The 22,309-nt window shown below is 44.1% G+C and carries 22 protein-coding genes; 6 read left to right on the top strand and 16 right to left on the bottom strand.

Annotation, left to right across the window (positions count from 1 at the left end):
* Positions 1-406 precede the first annotated feature (406 nt).
* Positions 407-562 carry a hypothetical protein gene (locus RA086_RS03200; RefSeq protein WP_308702469.1) on the bottom strand — a complete coding sequence of 52 codons (156 nt, stop codon included), beginning with the start codon at positions 560-562 and terminating at the stop codon, positions 407-409.
* A gap of 202 nt (positions 563-764) precedes the next feature.
* Between RA086_RS03200 and RA086_RS03195 the strand changes: the two genes are divergently transcribed.
* On the top strand, positions 765-2,009 hold the full coding sequence (locus RA086_RS03195; RefSeq protein ID WP_308702468.1) for an MFS transporter: 1,245 nt from the start codon (positions 765-767) through the stop codon (positions 2,007-2,009).
* A gap of 379 nt (positions 2,010-2,388) precedes the next feature.
* Here the strand turns inward: RA086_RS03195 and glmM are convergent, their stop codons facing one another.
* The 3 genes from glmM to cdaA are packed head-to-tail and all read right to left on the bottom strand — an operon-like array spanning position 2,389 to position 5,589.
* Positions 2,389-3,747 (bottom strand): phosphoglucosamine mutase, encoded by a 1,359-nt coding sequence (glmM, locus tag RA086_RS03190; protein WP_308702467.1) that lies wholly within the window; start codon positions 3,745-3,747, stop codon positions 2,389-2,391.
* Between the two features lie 25 nt (positions 3,748-3,772).
* Complete coding sequence (locus RA086_RS03185; protein WP_308702466.1) at positions 3,773-4,750, bottom strand: CdaR family protein; 978 nt, start codon at positions 4,748-4,750, stop codon at positions 3,773-3,775.
* Positions 4,747-5,589: a diadenylate cyclase CdaA gene (gene cdaA / locus RA086_RS03180; RefSeq protein WP_308702465.1), complete on the bottom strand. Its 843-nt coding sequence runs from the start codon at positions 5,587-5,589 to the stop codon at positions 4,747-4,749. The genes RA086_RS03185 and cdaA overlap by 4 nt, the downstream gene beginning before the upstream one ends.
* Before the next feature lie 184 nt (positions 5,590-5,773).
* Here cdaA and RA086_RS03175 point away from each other — a divergent pair, with 184 nt between their 5' ends.
* Complete coding sequence (locus RA086_RS03175; protein WP_308702464.1) at positions 5,774-6,442, top strand: DUF1361 domain-containing protein; 669 nt, start codon at positions 5,774-5,776, stop codon at positions 6,440-6,442.
* A gap of 79 nt (positions 6,443-6,521) precedes the next feature.
* Here the strand turns inward: RA086_RS03175 and RA086_RS03170 are convergent, their stop codons facing one another.
* The 4 genes from RA086_RS03170 to RA086_RS03155 form a co-directional block, all read right to left on the bottom strand.
* Positions 6,522-7,031, bottom strand: coding sequence for a MarR family winged helix-turn-helix transcriptional regulator (locus RA086_RS03170; RefSeq protein ID WP_308702463.1), 510 nt, complete (start codon positions 7,029-7,031; stop codon positions 6,522-6,524).
* Positions 7,032-7,172: 141 nt separating this feature from the next.
* Positions 7,173-9,308 carry a cation:proton antiporter gene (locus RA086_RS03165; RefSeq protein ID WP_308702462.1) on the bottom strand — a complete coding sequence of 712 codons (2,136 nt, stop codon included), beginning with the start codon at positions 9,306-9,308 and terminating at the stop codon, positions 7,173-7,175.
* Between the two features lie 34 nt (positions 9,309-9,342).
* Positions 9,343-10,242: a UDP-N-acetylmuramate dehydrogenase gene (gene murB, locus RA086_RS03160; RefSeq protein ID WP_308702461.1), complete on the bottom strand. Its 900-nt coding sequence runs from the start codon at positions 10,240-10,242 to the stop codon at positions 9,343-9,345.
* A 637-nt stretch (positions 10,243-10,879) separates the two neighbouring features.
* A complete protein-coding gene (locus RA086_RS03155; protein ID WP_308702460.1) occupies positions 10,880-11,782 on the bottom strand; it encodes a Gfo/Idh/MocA family protein in 903 nt (300 codons plus the stop codon).
* A 72-nt stretch (positions 11,783-11,854) separates the two neighbouring features.
* Between RA086_RS03155 and RA086_RS03150 the strand changes: the two genes are divergently transcribed.
* Both RA086_RS03150 and RA086_RS03145 read left to right on the top strand, forming a co-directional pair.
* Positions 11,855-12,610 carry an exodeoxyribonuclease III gene (locus RA086_RS03150; protein ID WP_308702459.1) on the top strand — a complete coding sequence of 252 codons (756 nt, stop codon included), beginning with the start codon at positions 11,855-11,857 and terminating at the stop codon, positions 12,608-12,610.
* Positions 12,611-12,676: 66 nt separating this feature from the next.
* Positions 12,677-13,213, top strand: coding sequence for a 3'-5' exonuclease (locus tag RA086_RS03145; RefSeq protein WP_308702458.1), 537 nt, complete (start codon positions 12,677-12,679; stop codon positions 13,211-13,213).
* 73 nt (positions 13,214-13,286) lie between these two features.
* Here the strand turns inward: RA086_RS03145 and RA086_RS03140 are convergent, their stop codons facing one another.
* The 4 genes from RA086_RS03140 to RA086_RS03125 all read right to left on the bottom strand — a co-directional run bounded on the left by RA086_RS03140 (position 13,287) and on the right by RA086_RS03125 (position 16,139).
* Positions 13,287-13,802, bottom strand: coding sequence for a GNAT family N-acetyltransferase (locus RA086_RS03140; RefSeq protein WP_308702457.1), 516 nt, complete (start codon positions 13,800-13,802; stop codon positions 13,287-13,289).
* A gap of 5 nt (positions 13,803-13,807) precedes the next feature.
* Positions 13,808-14,269 carry a tRNA (adenosine(37)-N6)-threonylcarbamoyltransferase complex ATPase subunit type 1 TsaE gene (tsaE, locus tag RA086_RS03135; RefSeq protein ID WP_308702456.1) on the bottom strand — a complete coding sequence of 154 codons (462 nt, stop codon included), beginning with the start codon at positions 14,267-14,269 and terminating at the stop codon, positions 13,808-13,810.
* 170 nt (positions 14,270-14,439) lie between these two features.
* A complete protein-coding gene (pta, locus tag RA086_RS03130; protein WP_308702455.1) occupies positions 14,440-15,420 on the bottom strand; it encodes a phosphate acetyltransferase in 981 nt (326 codons plus the stop codon).
* 26 nt (positions 15,421-15,446) lie between these two features.
* Positions 15,447-16,139 (bottom strand): uracil-DNA glycosylase, encoded by a 693-nt coding sequence (locus RA086_RS03125; protein WP_308702454.1) that lies wholly within the window; start codon positions 16,137-16,139, stop codon positions 15,447-15,449.
* Between the two features lie 115 nt (positions 16,140-16,254).
* Between RA086_RS03125 and RA086_RS03120 the strand changes: the two genes are divergently transcribed.
* Both RA086_RS03120 and RA086_RS03115 read left to right on the top strand, forming a co-directional pair.
* Complete coding sequence (locus RA086_RS03120; protein ID WP_308702453.1) at positions 16,255-17,124, top strand: Cof-type HAD-IIB family hydrolase; 870 nt, start codon at positions 16,255-16,257, stop codon at positions 17,122-17,124.
* 24 nt (positions 17,125-17,148) lie between these two features.
* On the top strand, positions 17,149-17,712 hold the full coding sequence (locus RA086_RS03115) for an LURP-one-related/scramblase family protein (RefSeq protein ID WP_308702452.1): 564 nt from the start codon (positions 17,149-17,151) through the stop codon (positions 17,710-17,712).
* Between the two features lie 626 nt (positions 17,713-18,338).
* Here the strand turns inward: RA086_RS03115 and RA086_RS03110 are convergent.
* The 4 genes from RA086_RS03110 to RA086_RS03095 all read right to left on the bottom strand — a co-directional run bounded on the left by RA086_RS03110 (position 18,339) and on the right by RA086_RS03095 (position 22,286).
* Positions 18,339-19,574, bottom strand: a complete 1,236-nt coding sequence (locus RA086_RS03110; RefSeq protein ID WP_308702451.1) for an MFS transporter — start codon at positions 19,572-19,574, stop codon at positions 18,339-18,341.
* A 1-nt stretch (position 19,575) separates the two neighbouring features.
* A complete protein-coding gene (aroE, locus tag RA086_RS03105; RefSeq protein WP_308702450.1) occupies positions 19,576-20,460 on the bottom strand; it encodes a shikimate dehydrogenase in 885 nt (294 codons plus the stop codon).
* 15 nt (positions 20,461-20,475) lie between these two features.
* Entirely contained in the window at positions 20,476-21,360 is an 885-nt protein-coding gene (locus RA086_RS03100) for a shikimate dehydrogenase (RefSeq protein WP_308704404.1), read from the bottom strand.
* A gap of 86 nt (positions 21,361-21,446) precedes the next feature.
* Positions 21,447-22,286 carry an SDR family NAD(P)-dependent oxidoreductase gene (locus tag RA086_RS03095; protein WP_308702449.1) on the bottom strand — a complete coding sequence of 280 codons (840 nt, stop codon included), beginning with the start codon at positions 22,284-22,286 and terminating at the stop codon, positions 21,447-21,449.
* Between the last annotated feature and the right edge of the window lie 23 nt (positions 22,287-22,309).

Below are 22,309 nucleotides of genomic sequence, written 5' to 3'. Positions count from 1 at the left end.
CCTCATCAACGCGTCTGATTCCGACACTTATGTTACTTGGTTAAACGACTAACCTTACTAAATTACGCTTGCCTGTGACTTGTTGCTCCAGTTGAACCGGAACATGGCAAACTCAATTTAAATTTTCTAACAAAAAATGAGCTCGGAATTTTGAAGGCTCATTCGGATCTCGTTTTTGAAGTTTTGCGATTAACATCGATTCTATGAATAAAACGGGCTGGATATTAAAAATATTTTTTGGGGGAATAATCGATGCCAAATGAACCTCCTGAGTAGAAAGTGTTCCAACTCAGGAGGTTCATTTAAATTAGTTGAGCAGGGCCAATCTTTTTTTGTGTTGCTATACATTCGAATAGCAATCAAATAATGAAATAAGCTTTTCTGTTGTAGCAGGCGATCCAATGATTTATGCATCTTTTTTGTCAATTAAATCATGGATGCGTGTTTTATAGTCTGCTTCAAAATTGATCCACATTTTCTTAGCGACTTCATTCTCTTTTGAAATGGAGTTAGCATCAATCATTGAAGTATTATCGACTTTAACGCTAGTTACTTCGCTCATAATAAAATCTCCTTTCCCTTGGAATGACTATATTAAACACCACATTAAATAATAATTCAAGAAGAAATCTAATTTTTTTGTAATCAATTACAACAATTAACCTCATGTTGAAAGCAGAACCCCCACGTGGTAGTATTTGTATACAGAAAATAATTACAAAATGATTAAAATACAAACGTGTTGTTTTGAAAGGAGTGGTGTTATGAAGTTGTCGTTAGCCGAGCACCAGTTGATTCGCTCAGGAGCAAGCACAATTATCAATGCTTTAGGTGCACAACTGTTCTCGTATACGCTTGGTTATTACCTTTTAGCCCAAACCGGATCTGCACTTAGTTTCGGACTTTCAATATTTATTGGACCAATTGTCAGTCTAGTAACGGCTCCATGGATTGCGAATTTAATTGATAGCTGGAGTCATAAGAAGACCACAATATTAGGGACTATCCTAACAATTATCAGCTTGTTGGGTTTTGAGGGGTACGTGATCTTAACAAATGGTAAATATGGATTGTTGGCATCTGCTGTAATTGTGAGTATCTTTATGAATATTGCTGGGCGTTTTTTTTCTCTATCCTATATGGCTTCTGTTAAGGGAATCGTACCCTCGAAATTAGTGCAACGGTTGAACGCGGTTCAAAGCGTTGGCAATTCAACAGCGGGTATTTTGGCGCCACCGCTCGCAGGTGTACTTTTTGGGTTGTTTCCCTTGAAGTACATTTTATTAATTCAGATTATTACAGAATTAGTTACGCTGTGGTTGACGCACAGAACAGATTTCAATGCATTTTCGGTGGAAAATAAAGTTAACTCTGTAATATCTGATGAAAAAGTTACTTTTAGGTCAGTTTGGGAATACTTACTGCGAGAACACAGACTACTTTTTTTGGTGATACTAGCTAGTTTATTAAACGTTGCATATGTTGCGTTTCAAATCGGAGGACCTTATGTAGTAATGCATCAGCTACATAAAAGTGCTACAATTTCAGGAACAATTCAATCTTTCACTTCTGTTGGTGTTGTGCTAGGTGGAATGATTATAACGTTTGTGATGTTAAAAAATATATTTAGATTTGCTTTTTGGGTGTACACACTATTTGGACTAGTAATGGTTTTTACTGGAGTATTGATTCAAACTGCTATTTTTCCGTTGTTAGTCATTTTTTCCTGCGTCAATTTTTGTTTAGGTTTGTTAAACGCTTTGGGTGATCCCCCATTATTTGCATATTTTCAAACTGAAGCGCCATATAATTTGCTAGGACATCTAACAACCGTAATGTTGACCTTATCTCAAATTTTAAATCCAATTGGGGTTTTAGTTTATACGTTTTTGTTTGATCATGTTCGGTATCAAGTGATTTACTCTGGAACTGCAATTATTTTGTTAATGCTAGGTGTAACTTTGTTTTTGTGGTTACATGCTATTGATTCGAATAAAATGTCAGATTAATAAGAAATCAGAGAGTTTTTCTGATTTCTTATTAACAAAAAATCATCTAATATCATCACGTCACTCTGTTAGTGTGAAATTTCTCTCAGTAGAAAGATTGGTTGACAAAGAAGACCCCTTCATCTCTAATTGAGTTACCACACATCAATAGAGAGAAGCGGTCTTCCATGGAACAAATTTTATCAGATTTTGAAGCAAAGCATAAGGGACAAGCAACTTTACTGCAGGTATTAATTTTCTCTGTAAGACCAAGGTATAAGTTTGTCTAGATTAACGAAAAACTACTCAATCTGAGCAGCTGAATCTACATTTGATTTGTTCAGCCTCAAAAACGAGATTCGAGTGAGTTTGTCCCAAGCTCATTTTGATTAATAAATACTTATTCAGTTACGCCAACTTCATTACGCACCACATCCACGATTCGATCAACGTATGCATTGACCAATTCGTCGGTCTTGGCTTCTGCCATGACCCGGAGTAAGTCTTGCGTTCCTGAAGGACGAACTAACACCCGACCATCGCCAGCCATTTCAGTTTCAACTTCACCGATCACGGCCTTGATTTGTTCGTTGTCTAAGGCCGCTTGCTTGTCTTGAACTTTAACGTTCACTAACTTTTGTGGATAAGTGGTGACTTCCGCAGCTAATTCAGACAGCTTCTTACCAGTTTCTTTCATGACATGTAGTAATTGAATCCCAGTTAACATCCCATCACCAGTCGTATTGAAGTCTAAGAAGACCACGTGACCAGATTGTTCGCCACCTAAGTTGAAGCCATCTTTGAGCATTTCTTCAACAACGTAACGGTCACCAACTTTGGTTTGTTCACTGTGGAGGCCGGCTGCTTCCAGGGCCTTATATAGACCAAGGTTACTCATAACGGTCGTGACTACGGTATCCTTTTTAAGCTTGCCACGTTCTGCCAAGAATTTACCACAAATATACATGATCTTGTCACCATCAATGATATTGCCCAATTCATCAACGGCAATACACCGGTCGCCATCCCCATCAAAGGCTAACCCAACTTGGGCACCCTTTTCAACGACAAACTTGGATAAAGCCTCTGGATGGGTAGAACCCACGCCTTTGTTAATATTCAAGCCATCTGGTGACGTAGCCATCGTGTCAAAATCAACATTTAAGTCCGCAAAAATCCGTGAGACCAAATTGCTGGTTGAGCCATTAGCGCCATCAACGGCTAAATGTAAGCCGCTTAAATCATCGGAAATCGTTTGTTCCAAGAATTGAGAATACTTCAAGTTACCTTCTGGAAAATCAGCAACCGTCCCTAAGCCTTCTGCGGCTGGGCGTGGTAGGTCATCCTTAGGTTGTTCAAGTAAGGCTTCAATTTCTTCTTCTTTGGCATCGGATAACTTGAAGCCGTCACCACCAAAGAACTTGATGCCATTATCTTCAACCGGGTTGTGAGAAGCTGAAATCATGACCCCAGCGTCTGCATCTTGAATCCGAACTAAGTAAGCAACCCCAGGCGTCGTGATCACGCCTAAGCGTAACACTTCAATCCCGGCGGATAATAAACCAGCAATCAATGATTCTTCTAACATTTGACCAGAGATCCGCGTATCGCGCGCAACTAAGACCCGTGGTTGGGTTTCTTTATCTTCAGCATGTTCCGTTAAGACATACCCACCAGCACGACCTAAACGAAAAGCAAGTTCAGGGGTTAACCCAGAGTTTGCAATGCCACGCACACCATCAGTACCAAAATATTTCATCGTTTCTTTACCTCATTTCAGATTTTCAGTTATTTTTAACTGTAATTTTAACTTTAATTGTGGCTGGACTCACCGCCGAAATGCCATCTTCGTCAGTGTCAGAAATGTCCACCGTTTTTGTCGTGGTCGCATTGACATCCGTCACATCGACATCCACCGGTAGTTTATCCAGCTTAGCCAACGCGGCCTTAGTCCCAGTGACCGAGACGGACTTCGTATCCGTTGAAAACGAATAACTCGTATCCGCCGTCGTCTTCCCACTGGCTTTCAGATCCACCGCGACATCTTTCTTCGTTGTGGCCGCCGTAATTGGAATATAGACGGACGTCGTTGACGGCGTTAAGACGACATTCAACGTTTGCCCATTGGCATCCAAAGCCTCAATCATCGCTTGCTGGTTGACCGACTTTTTCAAGTTTTTCTCGGTGTTAACCACTGCCACGACTTTGGCGACCTTGCTAACTTCGCTGACCGCCCCGGTAACTTTAACCGAAGCTGTGCCTAAACGCGCGCTACCGACCTCATAGCCGGATGCGACGTTGCTCTTATTGAAATCAGCACTCACCTTATAGGTTGCGGTCCGCCGTTGTTGAATATTAACATGGATATATTTTTGATTTAAAGTATAACTTAATTCTTTATTCAAGCCATCGACTTGAACTTTGACGCTATGACGACCAATCGATAGATCTGATAAGTTCGCGTAAACTTTAAAATTCTGTGTATTGGCCGTGGTCGTCACTAAGGCCGCCGGACCCTCAATCGTAATTTTAACGTTTTCAGGGTAACCAGTCACAAAATATTTAGTGCTATTCACGTTCAATTCCAAAGGCGCGGTAATGGTCACTTTCCGGTTGGAAGTTAACGTGGTTTTAGACGTGCTATTCGTTAACAGACTGGACGTATTATTCGTCTTCATCGAGCTAACGTAAGCAAATAAGGCCAGTGCACAAATCAAGGCCAATAACCGCATTGACCAGGCGCTATCCATGAATTTTTTCACTTACGTTGCCCCCCTCCAAAGATGTGTACGAACCAATTTTGAATCGCGTTTTGCTTCGTTTCATCTTCCGGTGTTAATAAGACTTGCCGGAAATAGCGCAAATAATTCTCACGAGTCATACCGCGCATCAATTCATTATCTTTGGTAATGGAGACTTCGCCAGTTTCTTCCGAGATCACAATGGTCAAGGCATCCGTCACTTCACTGATCCCGACAGCGGCCCGATGGCGTGTCCCTAATTCTTTCGGGATCAAATTACTTTCAGATAGCGGTAAGTAAGCGGCCGCCACCTTAATTTGATTATCTTGAATGATCACCGCACCATCATGCAAGGGCGTATTTGGAATAAATATATTTATTAAGAGCTCACCGGTAATGTCCGCATCAAGGGCGATCCCAGTTTCAATGTAATCTTCCAAACCAGTGTCCATCTTGATGGACATTAACGCCCCGATTCGACGTTTGGCCATATATTGAATGGCTTTATCCAGTTCGTTAATCATCCGTTCTTCGTCTTCATTTTGACGCTTGCCTCGCACAAAAATCGACCCACGGCCCAAATGTTCCAAGCCGCGCCGAATTTCTGGCTGAAAGACGATCACGAGGGCGATGACTCCCCAGTTAATGATTTGGTCCATAATCCATGAAACCGTATCTAGACCAATGACCACGCTCAAAATTTTAACGACTGCAATCACAACGATCCCGCGGAACAGCTGTACCGCTTTGGTCCCTTGCAATAGGACAATCAATTCATAAATGACAAACCAGACCACTAGTATGTCAAGGAGCCGGACAAAGTTTGTCACCGTCAACAAATCGCTCCAGTTGAAGTTCATAATCCCCCTCCTTATGAAAATTATTTACTTTCACATTATAGCACGGGGAACCATTAGCGTTGACCCCTTTTGCAATCGAAGCGACCAAAATCTGCATTTTTTTGCATTAGTATTAAACTTGTGATTAATTAATATAGCTTCGCTAATATTTCTGTTAAAATGATGGTGAAAGTGTGGTGATCAAATGACCCGTTTACAACGTTGGCTCGTCCGGTTAGCTTATTGGGGATTTATGGGCTTCGTGGCGTTAACCATTCATGATTCTTTTTCGTTCCTATTGTTGAACACCCTATTAGCTTATATCCCCATTGAACTAAGTTTTTGGCTCACAAGTCGTCGTTCAACCATTTTCTTCTGGTTGCTGGCGGTTATTTGGTTACTATTCTACCCGAACGCGCCTTATTTATTAACCGATCTATTTCATTTGAGTCTACTGAAACCATACGCGGTCAACGGCTTGCTTAAATTTGATTTGGGCATGTGGCGCGACTTTGCTTACTTAGTCACACCGACAGTGGTCTCTATCATATTAGGGACCTACAGCGTGGATCAGATTGCCCAAGAAATTCAGCGGCGATTACATTTAACAAAATTATTCGCCGGCCGAACCTTGATTAGCATGGTCTTATTCTTATTTGCCAGCATTGGCGTGTACGTGGGCCGTTTCTTACGACTTCACACGATTTACTTGCTGATTACGCCACAATATATTTTGGAACAATTAGCCGAAATGTGGTCATCTAAAATGTTAGCTTTCGTCTTAATCATCTGGGCCTTACAGCTTGTGATCTACGGCGCTTGGCGTTTCACGACGACCCTTAATCCCAGTCAAAATTCCAACTCAGAATCTTAAAAAAGACTATTGATTTTCGTTTAAAAACGATGATCAATAGTCTTTTTATTTGAGTAGATCAATTTTGATGACTAATTACTTATAACACTTTAGGGTCGCTGTAACTGGCATGCGCACTGCGCTTGTCATGTAAGCCACTAAAACCACTAAAACCCATTTCAGTCGCTTTCTTTTCAGCATCCGTAATGTAACGGAGCGTGTCGTCTGCGCGTTTTTCACCGTAAACCTGTAACCACTGGTGGAAACGTTCATCCGAAGCCGTACTAATGGCTTGTTCAACTTTCAACCCAGCTGGGGTCAGTGATAAGTACTTGATCCGCCGATCACTCTTGTTGGTCGTTTGGTCAATATACTTTAAATCTAACAAAACATTGATTTGACGCGCAATCGCGCTCCGCGAAACACGTTGAGCATTCGCAATCTTGACTAACGTTAATGGTTCCTTAGTCGTGGCGATCATCCGCATCACAATATAAGCCTCAAAAGTGATCTTATATGGCCGTGTCGGTACCGAGACGAAATCCCCGATATACTTCAAAATGTGCATATAAGTTTCAACGAATTGTTCATGAATCTCTGTTTCTGTCATGTTACGTCCCCCCGCTAGGTCTAGCATTAAAAATCCCGTTTCAGAACTAACAACTAATTGCCAGTTCTAATCATTCACTATAAATACTATTCTAACATTATTATAACCGAGAACTATTACAATGCAATATAAAATAATTTATTAATCGTCATCTGCTTCAATGTCATTCAACATTAATAAATTTTCAGAATAGTTAATGAATTGGCGGAGCTTGGAGGCCGTTCGTAAGCTGATTTGACCACTTTCTAATAAGTGTTGTACTCCCGCTCGTTCGGCACCTAGACTTTTAATCCGCAAAGTTTGCAGTTGACGTTCATAATCGGCCCGTGACAAACTATGATCCGCTTTAGCACTCTCAATCCGGTTACGGTAGTGAACGATTAAGTGGTAGAGTGCTTGTCGATCAAATTGTTGTTCATCGACACCCGTTTGCTTCAAATAACGTGATAATGCCTTAATGGCCGCTTTGGAAGCCACCCGTTGAATCTCCAACTGTTCGGCGCGAAATTTATCGCTATCGACCGGTGTTAACCACACGCGCAAGCTTTGCATCCCACGCGCAAACATCAAGCGTAATGACCTTAGCGTTGGTAAACCGGGCTTATGTGCCGCTTGTGACAACCGTTGTTCCCGGCGATCAATCCGCCGCAAATAGGCTTGTGCCCCTAATTTTGACGTTTCACCAGCCGCCAGCATCTCTTTGACGGCCTGACGTTCACCCGCCAAAGCAACTAACCGTAGCTGCATCTCATCCGTCAACATTGGCTGGAGTTCATCGGCCGTCTGTGAAGCCACTTCTAATCGCCGAATTTGAAATTGTTGATCCAAGATCAAATCATAAGCGGCACGCTGATTCTCAGGACGCCGATGTTCTTCAATGTTTTGAACAGCAAGTTGTAACACATAAATCCGAGCTTGTTTGTAAGTAAATTGCTGGGGCGCAATGGCGGTCGTGTCCTCACCCTCATCATCCGGATCGTCCACGATCACCGCACCATCTTCATCTAAGCTAGAACCCCGTGTCATGAATGGCAAGGATTTGGCAGCCATAATCGGTAAGATCCCAGCTGCCGAAACTAAACTCACGATGATTACACCAGCCGCGATAAAGAGCACTAAGGCGCGTTCTGGGAAAGCATCACCGTTGGCAATCACCGTCGGAATCGTGAAGACCCCGGCCATGGTAATCGCTCCACGAACACCAGATAAGCCAGACAACGTTGCAATTCGTAAACTTGGCTTGGTTTTTTCATGATTTCGCAACCAGTTGATCAGCATGTAACCATACGTCCAAGCGACCCGAATCAAGAGTAGAATCCCCCAGACAATCAGCACATCAAAAATCGCATGCAACGTATTGGTGTGATTGCCTTCAATGGTTGCCTTCGTCGCAATGGGTAGTTCAATCCCCAAAATAAGGAAAACAATCCCATTCAGCAAGTACACAATGATATTCCAGACTTTTTCCGTCACTAATCGCAATTCTGGCGCGTCTTCGGCCTCATGTGAACCTTGAACGTGTGCTAACACGCCGGCCGCAACAACCGCAACAACCCCTGACGCGTGGAACCATTCTTCGGCGATAAAATAGATGGCAAAGGGGGTCAGAATTTGTAAGACCACGTTAAAGACCGTGTCATTGATCCCTTCACGTCGCAAAATATCGCGAATCAACTGAATAATCGTAATCAACGCCAGCCCCACGGCCAGGCCGACTAAACTAATGTAAAAGAAATCACCAACGGCTCTACCAAGGACAAAGCTCCCGGTCACTGCCGCAGCTAAAGCATATTTAAAACCAATCAACCCACTGGCATCATTGATCAGGCTTTCGCCACTCACTAAGTGCAAGATTTCTTTGGGTAACTTTACCCCTTCAGAAATCGATTGCACCGCCACTGGATCAGTTGGTGAGAGGATGGCAGCCAGCGCGATGCTGACTGCTAATGGAATCGTTGGAATGAGGACGTGAATCAAAAAGCCCCCTAATATGGTGGTAATAAATACAAGCACGATCGCGTTGGCAAAGATCGCCCCGCGAAGTTCCCACAACTCTTGTTTGGGAAACTGTCTGCCATCGTTGTACAGCATCGGCGCAATAAAAACGAGCATAAACCAGTCCGTTTGCAGCTTGACTTGTACATTTAATAATAAAGCCACTCCTAGACCCAGCCCGACTTGAATCAAACTGACCGGGATAGCGACTAGATAGTGGCTCAACACATTCGACAGCAGCACTAAACATGCCAATAAAATCACTAATTCGATGATCGGCATTAAAGTGTTGCCTCCTTTGTTCAATTGACTTCAACTAGGCGTCGGTACCAATAATTCGGACCTCAGTTTCGAGGTGGACACCAAACTTTTCATAAACAACTTTTTGAACATAATGAATCATATCCATATAGTCGGTCGCAGTGGCATGATCGACATTAATAATGAACCCGGCATGCTTTTTCGAAACTTGGGCCCCACCAATTTGATGACCCTGCAAACCGGCATCATGGATTAGTTTACCAGTAAAGTAGCCAGTTGGTCGCTTAAAAACACTTCCACACGAAGGCCACTCTAGCGGTTGCTTCGATGCACGTAATGTATTAAGTTCATCCATCCGCGCTTGAATCTTCCGCTGACTCCCTGGCTTCAACTTAAACGTTGCCGTCACGACGGTATCGCGATAATCTTGGATCGTACTGTGCCGGTAACCAAAGTCAAGTTCCGCATTGGATAAAGTCTTTATTTGGCCTTCGCGCGTAATGACCGTGACCTCTTCGACGACTTCACTGATTTCACCGCCATAAGCGCCAGCATTCATGAAAACGGCTCCGCCGACACTGCCTGGAATACCCGCGGCAAATTCAAGTCCAGTCAGACTAGCTTTACAAGCGGCTTTCGTCGTCGCAATCAAAGCAGCTCCAGCTTCGGCCACAACTTCGGTTTCGCTCGTATGGATCTGCTTCATTTGCGTCAAAATAATCGTCAAACCGCGAATTCCGCCGTCTTTAACAATTAGATTACTGGCATTACCAATGACCGTTAAAGGTAAATCCTGCTCATTTGCATAGTCAATTAAGCTTTTGGTTTCACTGATAGATTTAGGAAATGCGACATAATCAGCCGGGCCGCCGGTTTTGGTATTTGTATAATGACTGAGTGATTCATCTTTTTTTATTTCAATGGCTGGAAAACTGGCCAACACATCTTGGGTCATGGTGAGGTTCCTTTCATGTTTCAATTTTTCTTGGTGGCGTTTAATCAACGCTGTTGTGCATCATAGTGCTTATCTTTAAATATTATTGCTTAATTGTCCGTCTCCGTTGACCAGTACGTTCGCTGTGAGGCAGACCTGCAGCCAAAGATCGGTCTGCAGGGCGCTTTCAAGCCGAAGTCCACGTCTTAAAAGTCGGCCAGACCCTAACCTGGGTAAAACCACCCAGCTAAGGGTCTCGACACGACGAACATACTGATCAACTCCGACGTCAAATAGTGGCTTAACAAGGGAACATTGATAAACCCAACATCAACGAAAGATCAATTGATATTAAGGATCGCTGGTTCAGCGCAGGTTGGTCTGAATAATGCTCAGTGGTGCAGTTTTTCTTGGCTGGTAAACTATACCAGCTTAGGAAAATCCCGGCTTGTGAGACCGCATTTGGGCTCACAAACGTGACCACAAGTCAGACCAACCGAAGCGGCAAGTTAAGCGAACACTCACTAACATTACCTTTATTTTAAGCATAAGTAATCGTCGGGGATACTGCGATGACCCGATTTTTAATTTAGCTTCACAACTGCTCGAAAGTCACCCACCGAGATGAACGTACTTGCTTAAATAATGATAGCACTTTTTAATCGCTTAATAAATGACGGCACACCGCGTGACTCGTGATTGCTGACGTCGGGTCAACCGGGTTCTCGCCATGGGTAGCGACCGCCGTGATGAAGGCTCTAATCAACGGCGCAAACCCCCGTTTTTCCAAGGTTGGCGTCCAATCTGGAAAGGCTGTGGTCTGTGTTTGTGCAGTCTGATAAGTCGTTAAACGACTCAGATTGGTTACCAAGGCACGCTGCGCAGTAGCTTGCACTGTGGCGGTTTCAAGGTTAACGCCACCACGCATATTCGTCACGACTTGTAACTGTTCGTGAGCCGTCTGAGCAGTGAAATAACCCTGTTCTAGTTGTCCAGTAGCACTAGCCACGATACGACCAGTCGTGCTGACCATCGGCTCATCCAATAAGTATAAGCCCGTATCTACACTATGAATCATCAAATCAAAAACCGCCGTTTCAACATCTTGATCACTGGTCTCACGTACCTTTTCGACCATGATCAATCTTTTATCTGGGATTGCTTTTAATTGTTGGTTTAAAGGTGCAAAGCGACGATTAAAGCCGCAAGTAAGTAAGAGATGGCGTGACGCTGCCAAGTCATACAAGCCTTGAACTTCCTGTAAATCCATTGACACGGGTTTGTCCACGTACACATTAATATCTGCGAGCAACAATTTTTTTATAATTGCCGCATGTGTTACAGTCGGGGTATGCACAAATACCGCCGCGGGTTTGGCGGCCATCAGGTCATCTAAAGTCGCATGCGTGTGCGTAAACCCATATTCTGCCGCTAACTGGGCCCTTTTTCCCGGATTACGGGTCGTTAAATGAAATTCAACTTGATCCTGCATAGCCGCCATTACTGGCAGATAGGCTTTTTGAGCAATATTACCTAAACCGAGCACACCAACTTTTAACATGTGAAATCCTCCAATTAAATTCAGCATTTGCGGTACAATTGAACTATTAATCATAGAAAGGGCGTTGACACAATGAAATTTATCTCATGGAACGTCAATGGACTGCGCGCGGCCGTTAAACATGGCTTTGTCGACAGTTTTAACCAATTAGATGCGGATGCTTTCTGTCTGCAAGAAACCAAGCTTCAGGCGGGTCAGATCGAACTCGACCTTCCCGGCTACCATCAATATTGGAATTATGCGGAACGTAAAGGCTATTCTGGCACCGCTATTTTCACTAAAAACGTGCCATTATCAGTCAGCTATGGCATTGGCGTGCCAGAGCACGATACTGAAGGCCGCGTGATCACCCTGGAATACGCTGACTATTATCTTGTCACCTGTTACACACCCAATTCCGGTGGCGAGCTCAAACGACTCGCTTATCGCCAAACTTGGGAAGACGCCTTTTTAACGTATATCAATGGGCTCAACGCCCAGAAACCGGTAATCTTTTGTGGTGATCTCAACGTGGCCCATGAAAATATTGATTTAAAGAACTGGCGCAGTAATCATCATAGTGCCGGCTTTACTGATGAAGAACGTGGTAAATTTGACCACCTCTTGGCCGCCGGTTATACGGATACGTTCCGCCATTTCTATCCCGACCAAACTGAAATCTATTCTTGGTGGAGCTATCGCGCCCATGCCCGTGAAAACAATTCCGGTTGGCGGATCGACTATTTCATCACGTCTCAACGCTTAAACGACCGGTTATTGAACGCTCGGATCTTAACGGATGTCACGGGCTCCGACCATTGTCCGGTTGAATTGGATATTCGAGTCTAAGACTTGAATTTTTTCTTCAATCCAAGTAGGATTAGCCCATAATCTTTAGAAATGTAGGTGAACTGGTTGAATTTTGTCGCCATGGACTTTGAAACTGCCAGCGCCAAACGTGATAGCGCTTGTTCGCTGGCCCTCACCATTGTTCGTAACAATCAAATTGCGGATGAATTTTATACTTTGATCAAACCAGAAACAGACTTCTTCTGGCGCAACGTCCAAATCCACGGTATTCACGCGGCGGACGTGGCGGATGCCCCGAAGTTTCCCGCCGTTTGGGAACACATTCAACCGTTCTTTCAACGGGATCGGCTCGTCATTGCCCATAATGCGCCGTTTGATACTGGCGTGTTACGCCAAACGCTAGCGCATTATGGCATCAGCGCACCAGAATATCTGTCGATGGATACCGTCAAAACGAGTAAAAAATTCTACCCTGAATTACCTAACCACAAGCTTGACACCATGTGCCGAGCGTTAAACATTGAACTGCAACATCACCATAATGCGCTCGATGATAGTTTGGCTTGTGCCAATATTCTGATCACCGAGGCACAACAATTTGGTGCTGAGCGGCTCAAACCGTTCGTCCGCGTTCAAGGTTAACTAAAGTGGGTCAAACAGCTAATTACTGGCGGTTTGGCCCACTTTTTTGTTGGCACTTAGGCCTTAACTTGCTTTAGACGGCTAAAGCCATATCAATGGCCGCAACCTTTTTTCCGGTTGGATCGACCACGCTATAACTGGCTGGCGTCGCTTGCTTGAAGCCTAACTGCTGATAGAGTTTCGTTGCGCGTTGATTACGTAGCTGGACCGTTAAGACTAACTGACTCAGCGTGCTGAAGTCTTGTGCCCAATGAATCACTTCTTCAACTAAAGCGGTTCCTAAGCCTTGACCCCAATACTTTTTCAAAACGGCCACCCCAACTTCACCTTGCTTTTTGATCAACTCATCCGTGGCTTGAACGGTGCTGACACCAATCAGTCGCTGACCTAGTGAGGCCACAAAGATGGTGTTGGTCGTGGTACGGGTGATTTGCTCGATTTGACTGCGTTCATCAGACTCACTTAATTCACCCAACCCATCATCAACCGTAAACGTGTTCGATTCAGTGGCTAATTGCTTCAGTAAGATTAATAATTGTGCTGCATCGGCAGCTTCCGCTGGACGGACATCGACAACTTCTGCTGTCATAGTTGTCACCTCTCTAATTCATCCACCAACTTTTGATAATGAGTCCCATTTGGTTCAAACTTAATGGTCCGCACATCCGCCTGCTCATCGGCACGACTGAGGGCAATACGCAGATAGTGATCAGGTAAGAGCTCACTAATAAATTCCGACCATTCAACCACACTGACGCCATCACCGTCAAAATATTCGTCTAAGCCCAAATCCTCGGCGCCGCCATCTTCCAACCGGTAGACATCCATGTGATACAACGGAATCCGACCTTGTTGATATTCACGGACTAAGGTAAACGTGGGACTTTTGACATTCTTCTCAATCCCTAAACTTTTGGCAAGTCCTTTTGTAAAGGTGGTCTTGCCGGCACCTAAATCACCATCTAATAAAATTAAATCACCCGGCTGCACTAGTTGGCCGACTTGGGCGCCTAGTTGCATGGTTTGTTCCGGGGATGTGACTGTTACTGATTTCATACGATTTTCAGAAAACCTCCATTCATTTTTATTCAGTGAGCGGCACACCAATAGTTGTCGTTGACCAAATTTTAAACCAGCCGAACTGAATTTCCTACTATCATATTATAAAAAAAACGTGAGAAACTTCAAAGTACAAGCTCTGAAGTTTCCCCCGCTTAACAAACTAATTAGGCTTCTAACCCTTGCGCTGCGGTGATAATCGCAACTTTATAGACGTCTTCTTCGCTGGCACCCCGTGACAAATCTGAAACCGGTTTGTTCAAGCCTTGCAAGATTGGGCCAACCGCTTCAAAGTTACCGAAGCGTTGCGCAATCTTGTAGCCGATATTACCAGATTGCAATTCTGGGAAGACAAAGACATTGGCATGACCAGCCACTTTTGAGCCAGGCGCCTTTTGTAGACCAACCTTTTCAACAAACGCTGCATCAAATTGCATCTCGCCATCAATGGCCAAATCTGGTTCGGCTGCTTGGGCTTTTGCAGTAGCTTCTTGAACCTTGGTGACCATGTCGCCCTTGGCTGAACCCTTAGTTGAAAAGCTCAACATGGCAACTTTCGGGTCAATGTCAAAGACTTTCGCGGTATGTGCACTTTGGGTCGCAATTTCAGCCAACGTGTCTGCATCTGGATCAATATTGATGGCACAATCCGCAAAGACATAACGTTCGTCACCTTTTTGCATGATGAAAGCCCCACTGATCCGATGTGAACCGGGCTTAGTTTTAATAATTTGTAAAGCGGGCCGAACGGTATCACCAGTTGGATGTACCGCACCGGAGACCATCCCATCAGCCTTACCCAAATAAACTAACATCGTCCCAAAGTAGTTTTCGTCCGTCAACATTTTGGCGGCTTGTTCAGGGGTATTCTTACCCTTGCGCCGTTCTACCAAAGCGTCGAGCATGGCTTGCTTGTCTGTTGCTGGATAAGTTGCTGGATCTAAGACTTGAACGCCGGTTAGATCGACCTTTAAGTCTTTGGCAACCGCTTCAACTTTAGCGGTTGCACCTAAAACGATTGGCTTAACTAAGCCATCTGCAGCGAGTCGAGCCGCTGCCCCAACAATCCGTGGTTCAGTGCCTTCGGGAAAGACGATAGTTTGATTTTTACCGGTAATTTTTTGTGCCAATGATGTAAATAAATCCATGAGATGACCTCCAATAAATTAATGAGCTATTTTTCGACACTAACTTGCGCTGGCAATTGCCAATTGATTGGCTGTTCACCAAATGATTTCAACGCAATATTAGTTTTAGAGAATGGTTTGGAACCAAAAAAGCCACGATAAGCTGACAACGGGCTGGGATGTGGCGCTTGAAGCACGACATTAGTCTCCGTATCAATCAACGAAATTTTCGAGCGAGCGGCCTTGCCCCATAAAATAAAGACGACAGGCGTCGGGCGTTCGGAAAGCCGCTGGATGGCAACATCCGTTAGGCGCTCCCAGCCTTTGCCAGCATGCGAAAAAGCGATGCCATTTTGCACAGTCAACACGGAGTTCAATAATAAAACACCCTGCTTCGCCCAAGCTTCTAAGTAACCATGGTTGACCGGTGTACAACCAACATCAGTTTGTAATTCTTTATAAATATTCACCAACGATGGCGGCACTGGCACACCAGGTAATACCGAAAAACTGAGTCCATGTGCTTGATGTGGTCCATGATAAGGATCTTGACCTAAAATAACGACCTTGGTGTCAGCAAACGGCGTCCATTCAAAGGCCTGAAAAATATTGTACATATCGGGATGAATATTTTTCGTCCGATATTCAGCTTTCAAAAACTTGTGTAATTGTTGGTAATACGGCTTCTCAAATTCGGGTTCGAGAACGTCCCACCAATCAGTATGAATAAACGCTTTCATCCTTAACACCTCTAGCATTATTGTAGCATACTCAAAACCGGTAATGATAATAATTCTGAATTCACTTTCAAACATGGTAGAATGTAACTATCAAGATAACTAAGGATGTGACAACATGATTTCGATTATCGCTTCTGACATGGATGGGACCCTTTTGAATAACGAAATGACCGTATCGGATTTCAATGCCCAAGCCATTCTCAAAGCCCAGCAGCAAGGCGTCCATTTTATTATTTCCACGGGTCGCCGCTACTCTGAAGCTCAGCCGTTGATTGCTGCGCAAGGCATCACCGCCCCACTAATTACTTTAAACGGGGCCGAAGTGTACGATGCTTCCGGCAAAATGCTCGATATGGTCCCAATCACGAAAACGGTCGCGCGTGCAATTTTTCATACCCTCGCTTCGCAAGGCTACTACTACGAAGTCGTTGGTAACGACGGCGTCTACTCTAATAGCAAAGCTAAGCGGGTTGAACAAATTGCCCACTTATTAACAAATTTAAATCCGGATACTTCCTTTAAAATTGCCGTAACGTTAGCAACCGCTCGGCTAGAATTAATGGATATCAACTATGTAACTGATTACAATGAACTCCTTGACGATCCTAAGAATCACGTCATGAAGATCATTACGTTCAGCCAAGCTGGTCCGGAAAAATTAAAACCATTATCAACTGAATTATTAGCCAAACATTCTTCCATTAAGATCACCTCTTCGGCGCGCTCGAATATTGAAATCAATAATATTAACGCCCAAAAAGGGATCGCCGTTGAGCGGTATGCCAATATGCTCAACACACCTATGAGTAACGTTATGGCAATTGGCGACAACAACAACGACGTTTCCATGTTGAAACTCGCTGGCACGAGCTACGCCATGGGTAACGCTACGGCCGAAGTTAAACAGCTCGCGAACCACGTGACAGAAACTAATGTGAACGATGGTGTCGGTAAAGCCATTTTGGAAGTGTTAGCTAATCAATAGTTAACCGGGAAATGAGGGTTTGACATGCGTAAATTATATTTCAGTCGCAATAGTTTTGCTAAGGGCGCTCGCATCGTTCGTGATGAGCACGGTCAGTCACACTACTTACTCGTCGGTCGTTGGGGTCGACGTCAAGATGCGCTCAGCCTCTATGCGATTCAAGGCGAACTACTTGCCGAAATAAAACAAACCTCACTCGGCCTATTGCCGAAGTTTGATTTGTACTACAACCGTCAAAACGTCGGCTCAATTAGTAAGACTTTGGGCTTTTGGCATGAAATGATCTATGTTCGTAAACTCCGCTGGATCATCATGGGAAGTCTCAGCAATGAAAATTACCGCATCTATCACGGGACTGAACTAGTCATGACAATGCGACCGGTCGTCACAACAAACGGCGAAGCTTTTGAACTCGCAATTAGTGATGAAACAACCGAACCAATTTGTATTTGTATCGCCGCGATTCTGGATCACTGGCAAAAGCCAACCAACCGTGAACGATCGCAATCCCCACAAGAAGGCTATAACATGACCTTCGGCGAAAGTAACTATACGTTGCATCCGCATAACAAATTACCACAAACATAATGATTATAAGCTATCAGTGCGTTAATCGCTGATAGCTTTTTTGTGCCATTGATTAATTCCAGCATCGTACCAATAGTTGCAAGAGCTGTTCCGATTCCCGCTTCGGTTGGGCTGGAAGACGCTGGAACGTGGTGGCCACGTTTGTGAGCCAAAGGTCGGTCTCACAAGCCGAGCTTTCTTCTAGGCTGGAAAATCCCACCAGCCAAGAGAAATTTCACCACTGAGCCTCTTCCAGCCCGCCCTGCGCTAATTAATCCTTCCTAACATTGATTGCTAGCAAGCCTCCAGTCAAACTTGGTACTCATTTCCAAATATCAAAAAACGTCACTAATACCTCTCCGTATTAATGACGCCTGAATTAATCAATAAGCCCAATATCAATCGAGCTTTCGTTGATACTAGATTTATCACTGTTTCTTTGTTAAATTGCGATTTAACGTCGGAGTGGACCAGCTCGTTTGCTGTGTCGAGACACTTAGCTGGGTGAGCTTACCCAGGTTAATGTCTGGCTGACTTTTAAAACGTGGATTTCGCCCTGCAGACCGTTCTTTGGCTGCAGGGTTGCCTCGCAGCAAACGTGCTGGTTCACGGAGACGGATAATGCGCTATGAACTAGCTACGATGGGCTAGCTTTCGGCTTCTACACCAGGGACAGTAGCTGCTGAGGCGCCATGACGTTTAACGATGATCGCTAAACCGACCCCAACTAACGTAATCACGATATTCATTAGAATAATCATCCGTGGTGCCCCGGTACCCGTAACTTTTGTCAAATAGGCTGCCACCGACAAGACCACATAATTGGCAATACTTGAAGCAATCATCACCAACGAAGTCGCCAAGCCTTTACTATCAGGAAAGAACCCGATAGTCGTCGAAGTCGCCAATTGTAAGACCCCGCCAGCTGCGGCATAACCGATGACAAAGCTACCGATATATAAAATGATTGGCTGTTCGATAAAGTAGCAAAGCAATAACATGATAATTGAAATACTTGGGTACAAGATCAGCACAGTGGTTTCTTTCAAACCCATATGGATAAATTGCGCCGTTAACAGTACTGCTACCGTAGCACCCACCGCATAAAATGATTGCAACGTACTAGGATTCTTAATACCATAACTAAGCCCTAATTCTTGATTACAATTCAGCCAAATCATAAAAGTAGCCGAACTCGTAAAACCAATTAAAATTGAAGCAATTGCGGCCGGACTAAAACGATGCTTAGGTTGTGAATCGGTCGTTTTAGTCGTCGTTGTCGCTGACTTTTGAGCAGGAAATGGCAGAATCAAAATTAAAATCGCGTCAATAATCATCAAAATACCGCAACCAATGAAGATGACCTGATATGACAGCTGTGCACTAGCAACTAAGCCAATGACAAACGGTAAAATAAATTGGGCCAAAGTAATGGCAAACTTGGTAAATAAATTCGCAATTGAAGCTGATTTTGGAAAAATTTCCATCACGCTTGGCGAAACACAAGTGTCTAAGAATGAGTTTGCAATCCCATTGACAATCCCAATGGCATAAGCCCACCACAGACTATGAACACTGATCATACAGAAGAAGAAGACCGCGTATAACGAAATGCCAATGAAGCCACTAATTCGCCGACCAATTTTATCGGAAACTGGCCCTGCAAATGGATAGGCAATCAATCGTCCTAAGCCATATGCTGCGATGACCGACACAACCATACTCACATCGACCGTGCCATTAGCTAAGGTGCCAGCCCCCCAGGCCTTTGCAAAAGCCGTTTTATATTGACCCATAATTGAAGAAGCAATTCCTAAGATAAAGTAAGCAAAGTAAAGGGCAAATGCCGTAATGTAATACTTTTTGTTAGAATTAGTCGCCATTTCAATGTCCTCCACTAGCCGAGAAGAACAATTGCGTCACTTCTGCAACCGGCATATCTTGACCAGAATACAGTTTAAAGGCCGCGGCACCTTGCCAAACGAGCATCCCCTTACCGCCAATGGTCTGACTGCCATGCTCAGCAGCATCCGCCAACATTTTAGTCACGGCTGGGTTATAAACAGTATCAGTAACAACTAAATCATCGCGAAAAACGTTCATATCTTTGATATTCGTCTGCTCAATATTTGGCGCCATCCCAGCTTTCGTCGCGTTCGATAAAATGTCACTTTGTGCGATAGCTTGAGCAAGCGCGGATTGATCATTAATATCCCCAACGGTTACTTGACAAGTGGGTACTTTTTGCATGATTTTTTGAGCGGTTAATTCAGCATTTTTGTAAAAATCGTCTCGTGGATTAAAAATATGAATCGTGGTCGCGCCATCCAAAGCTAGTTGAACGGCAATCGCAGTAGCCGCACCACCAGCACCCAAGATAGTGACCTTTTTTCCTTGAGGTTCAACGCCATGATGGCGCAGATTTTCGACGAACCCCACCCCATCTGTGTTGTGACCCACTAAGACACCATCATTATTAACAATCGTGTTGACCGCTCCGATCAATTCCGCAGCTGGTGACAGTTCATCAACCAGCTTTGCCGCAATTTTCTTGCACGGCATCGTAACGTTCGCACCACGCATGTTCAAGACGCGCATTTTAGTTAACGCGCTCGCCATGTCATCGGCTTGTACATCAAAAGCTAGATAAGCGGCATTGATTCCCTTTTTTTCAAAACTATAATTATACATTGCTGGTGAACCTGAATGGCCTACTGGTGACCCAAACAGTCCTAACATGGTTGTATGACCATCAATTCTTGCTTCCATAACTGCCACCCCTTTCTAGTGTGTCTTAGCCGCTTGCCGTGCTTCATAGGCTTGATATTCCGCGGTTGGCATTGCTTTACCCGTGAACAGCGTGTATGCTGCATCACCTTGCCATAACAACATGCCTTTGCCGGGGGCTACCGTACAGCCTAGCGCTTCGGCATCTTCAATCAGTTTGGTTTTAAGTGGATTATAGACGGTATCCGCAACGACTAAGTCTGGCCGTAACTCACTCGGATCGACTAATGATTGGTGATCTAAAGGTTTCATCCCAACAATCGTCGCATTGACTAAAATATCAGCCTTTTTAATTTCTGCAGTCAATCGCGCTTGGTCAGCTAATGGATAAACTTTAACTTCAACGTCTGGCTTAACAGCCTTGAGTTTTTGTTGCGTCTTTTCGGCATTCGCATAAAATGCATCATCTTGATTAAAGATCGTTATCGCTTTGGCCCCATCTAAGGCACATTGAACTTGCACAGCGGTTGCCGCACCACCAGCTCCTAAAATAACAAGCTTTTTACCGGCAACTTCAACGCCATTTTCTTTCAAGTTACGGACAAACCCGATACCATCCGTAATATGCCCAGTCAGCTTCCCATTATCGTTAACGATGACATTAATTGCGCCAACAATCTTGGCAGCTGGTGACAACTCATCCGCTAACGTTGCCGCGACACTCTTACATGGCATGGTCACGTTACTGCCACGAACTTTGAATAATCTCAATGCGTCAATTGCTTCTGGCATTTGGTCCTTTTTCACATCAAATGCTAAGTAGGCATAGTCTAAGCCTTGCTGTTGAAAGCTAAAATTATACATCGCGGGTGAGCCCGAATGCCCCACTGGTGAACCGAGTAGTGTAAATAAGCCTGTCGTACCTGAAATTCGTTTCTCCATCATAAAAATCTCCGTTTCCTCAAGCGTGAAAGAGACCGAGACAGTCGTCCCAGTCTCCTTCGTCAATTTGTCTGATAAAATAATCGTTATTTTTTAGCTGGTTGATGATGATCGATGGCATATTGACGACGGCCGCCTGGCTTAGGAATCATGTCTGACATCATCATGTGTAAGCCACCATCAACAGTCACTTCATCGCCATTAGTATAATCAGAACGGTCACTGGCCATGAATAAAACGGTATTAGCGATATCATCCAAGGTTCCGATACGCCGACTAGCGACTAACCGTTTGCGGCCATTTTCAACAGCTGGATCACTATAGAAGTTGGCGGATAACGGTGTCTTAACCAAGCAAGGTAAAACACAGTTGCTCCGAACACCATATTGACCCCATTCAGCAGCCATTTGCTTTGACATCATGTTTACAGCTGCTTTGGTCGTACTGTAGGCACCACTGTAGGTTTCAGGCGAACGTGAAGCGACAGTTGAAATGTGAACCATCGTGCCATGTTTTTGCTGAATCATGACGCGGCCGAACCGTTGTGACATTAGGAAGTAACCCGTCAAATTAACATTTAAAGCAGTTTGCCATTCGTCCAAGCGTAAGGCTTCAAGTGGTGAAAAACGTAGAATCGCCGCCGTATTGACTAACACGTCAATTTTCCCAAATTTATCGATCACCGCTTTAACGGTTGCGTCAACTTCTGCTTCATCCGTGGTATTACATTGCACCGCTAACGTTTCCACACCGTACTTTTTCGTTAATTCTTCAGCATAGATTTGTGTTTTATCGGCAATCATATCAATCAAGACAATTTTGGCACCTTGTTTTGCAAATTCCTCACAAAATTTTGTTCCCATACCGCCAACAGCACCTGTAATCGCAACAACTTTATCCGTTAATCCTAACCAACTATTCGTCATAACTATTCGCTCCCTCGTTATTT

Source organism: Lactiplantibacillus brownii, from assembly GCF_031085375.1.
GTDB classification, from domain to species: Bacteria; Bacillota; Bacilli; order Lactobacillales; family Lactobacillaceae; genus Lactiplantibacillus; species Lactiplantibacillus brownii.
The sequence above is the reverse complement of the archived record's forward strand: the minus strand, read 5'-3'. Positions and strand labels throughout refer to the sequence as shown.

Excerpts from the sequence above, each read along its gene's own strand:
- RA086_RS03155 (WP_308702460.1), bottom strand. The coding sequence starts at position 11,782 with ATGTTAAAAGTTGGTGTGCTCGGTTTAGGTAATATTGCTCAAAAAGCC.
- murB (WP_308702461.1), bottom strand. The coding sequence starts at position 10,242 with ATGACCCAAGATGTGTTGGCCAGTTTTCCAGCCATTGAAATAAAAAAA.
- RA086_RS03100 (WP_308704404.1), bottom strand. The coding sequence starts at position 21,360 with ATGGAGAAACGAATTTCAGGTACGACAGGCTTATTTACACTACTCGGT.
- glmM (WP_308702467.1), bottom strand. The coding sequence starts at position 3,747 with ATGAAATATTTTGGTACTGATGGTGTGCGTGGCATTGCAAACTCTGGG.
- RA086_RS03095 (WP_308702449.1), bottom strand. The coding sequence starts at position 22,286 with ATGACGAATAGTTGGTTAGGATTAACGGATAAAGTTGTTGCGATTACA.
- RA086_RS03200 (WP_308702469.1), bottom strand. The coding sequence starts at position 562 with ATGAGCGAAGTAACTAGCGTTAAAGTCGATAATACTTCAATGATTGAT.
- RA086_RS03165 (WP_308702462.1), bottom strand. The coding sequence starts at position 9,308 with ATGCCGATCATCGAATTAGTGATTTTATTGGCATGTTTAGTGCTGCTG.
- cdaA (WP_308702465.1), bottom strand. The coding sequence starts at position 5,589 with ATGAACTTCAACTGGAGCGATTTGTTGACGGTGACAAACTTTGTCCGG.
- RA086_RS03195 (WP_308702468.1), top strand. The coding sequence starts at position 765 with ATGAAGTTGTCGTTAGCCGAGCACCAGTTGATTCGCTCAGGAGCAAGC.
- RA086_RS03170 (WP_308702463.1), bottom strand. The coding sequence starts at position 7,031 with ATGACAGAAACAGAGATTCATGAACAATTCGTTGAAACTTATATGCAC.
- RA086_RS03115 (WP_308702452.1), top strand. The coding sequence starts at position 17,149 with ATGCGTAAATTATATTTCAGTCGCAATAGTTTTGCTAAGGGCGCTCGC.
- RA086_RS03120 (WP_308702453.1), top strand. The coding sequence starts at position 16,255 with ATGATTTCGATTATCGCTTCTGACATGGATGGGACCCTTTTGAATAAC.
- aroE (WP_308702450.1), bottom strand. The coding sequence starts at position 20,460 with ATGGAAGCAAGAATTGATGGTCATACAACCATGTTAGGACTGTTTGGG.
- RA086_RS03110 (WP_308702451.1), bottom strand. The coding sequence starts at position 19,574 with ATGGCGACTAATTCTAACAAAAAGTATTACATTACGGCATTTGCCCTT.
- RA086_RS03175 (WP_308702464.1), top strand. The coding sequence starts at position 5,774 with ATGACCCGTTTACAACGTTGGCTCGTCCGGTTAGCTTATTGGGGATTT.
- RA086_RS03150 (WP_308702459.1), top strand. The coding sequence starts at position 11,855 with ATGAAATTTATCTCATGGAACGTCAATGGACTGCGCGCGGCCGTTAAA.
- pta (WP_308702455.1), bottom strand. The coding sequence starts at position 15,420 with ATGGATTTATTTACATCATTGGCACAAAAAATTACCGGTAAAAATCAA.
- RA086_RS03125 (WP_308702454.1), bottom strand. The coding sequence starts at position 16,139 with ATGAAAGCGTTTATTCATACTGATTGGTGGGACGTTCTCGAACCCGAA.
- RA086_RS03140 (WP_308702457.1), bottom strand. The coding sequence starts at position 13,802 with ATGACAGCAGAAGTTGTCGATGTCCGTCCAGCGGAAGCTGCCGATGCA.
- tsaE (WP_308702456.1), bottom strand. The coding sequence starts at position 14,269 with ATGAAATCAGTAACAGTCACATCCCCGGAACAAACCATGCAACTAGGC.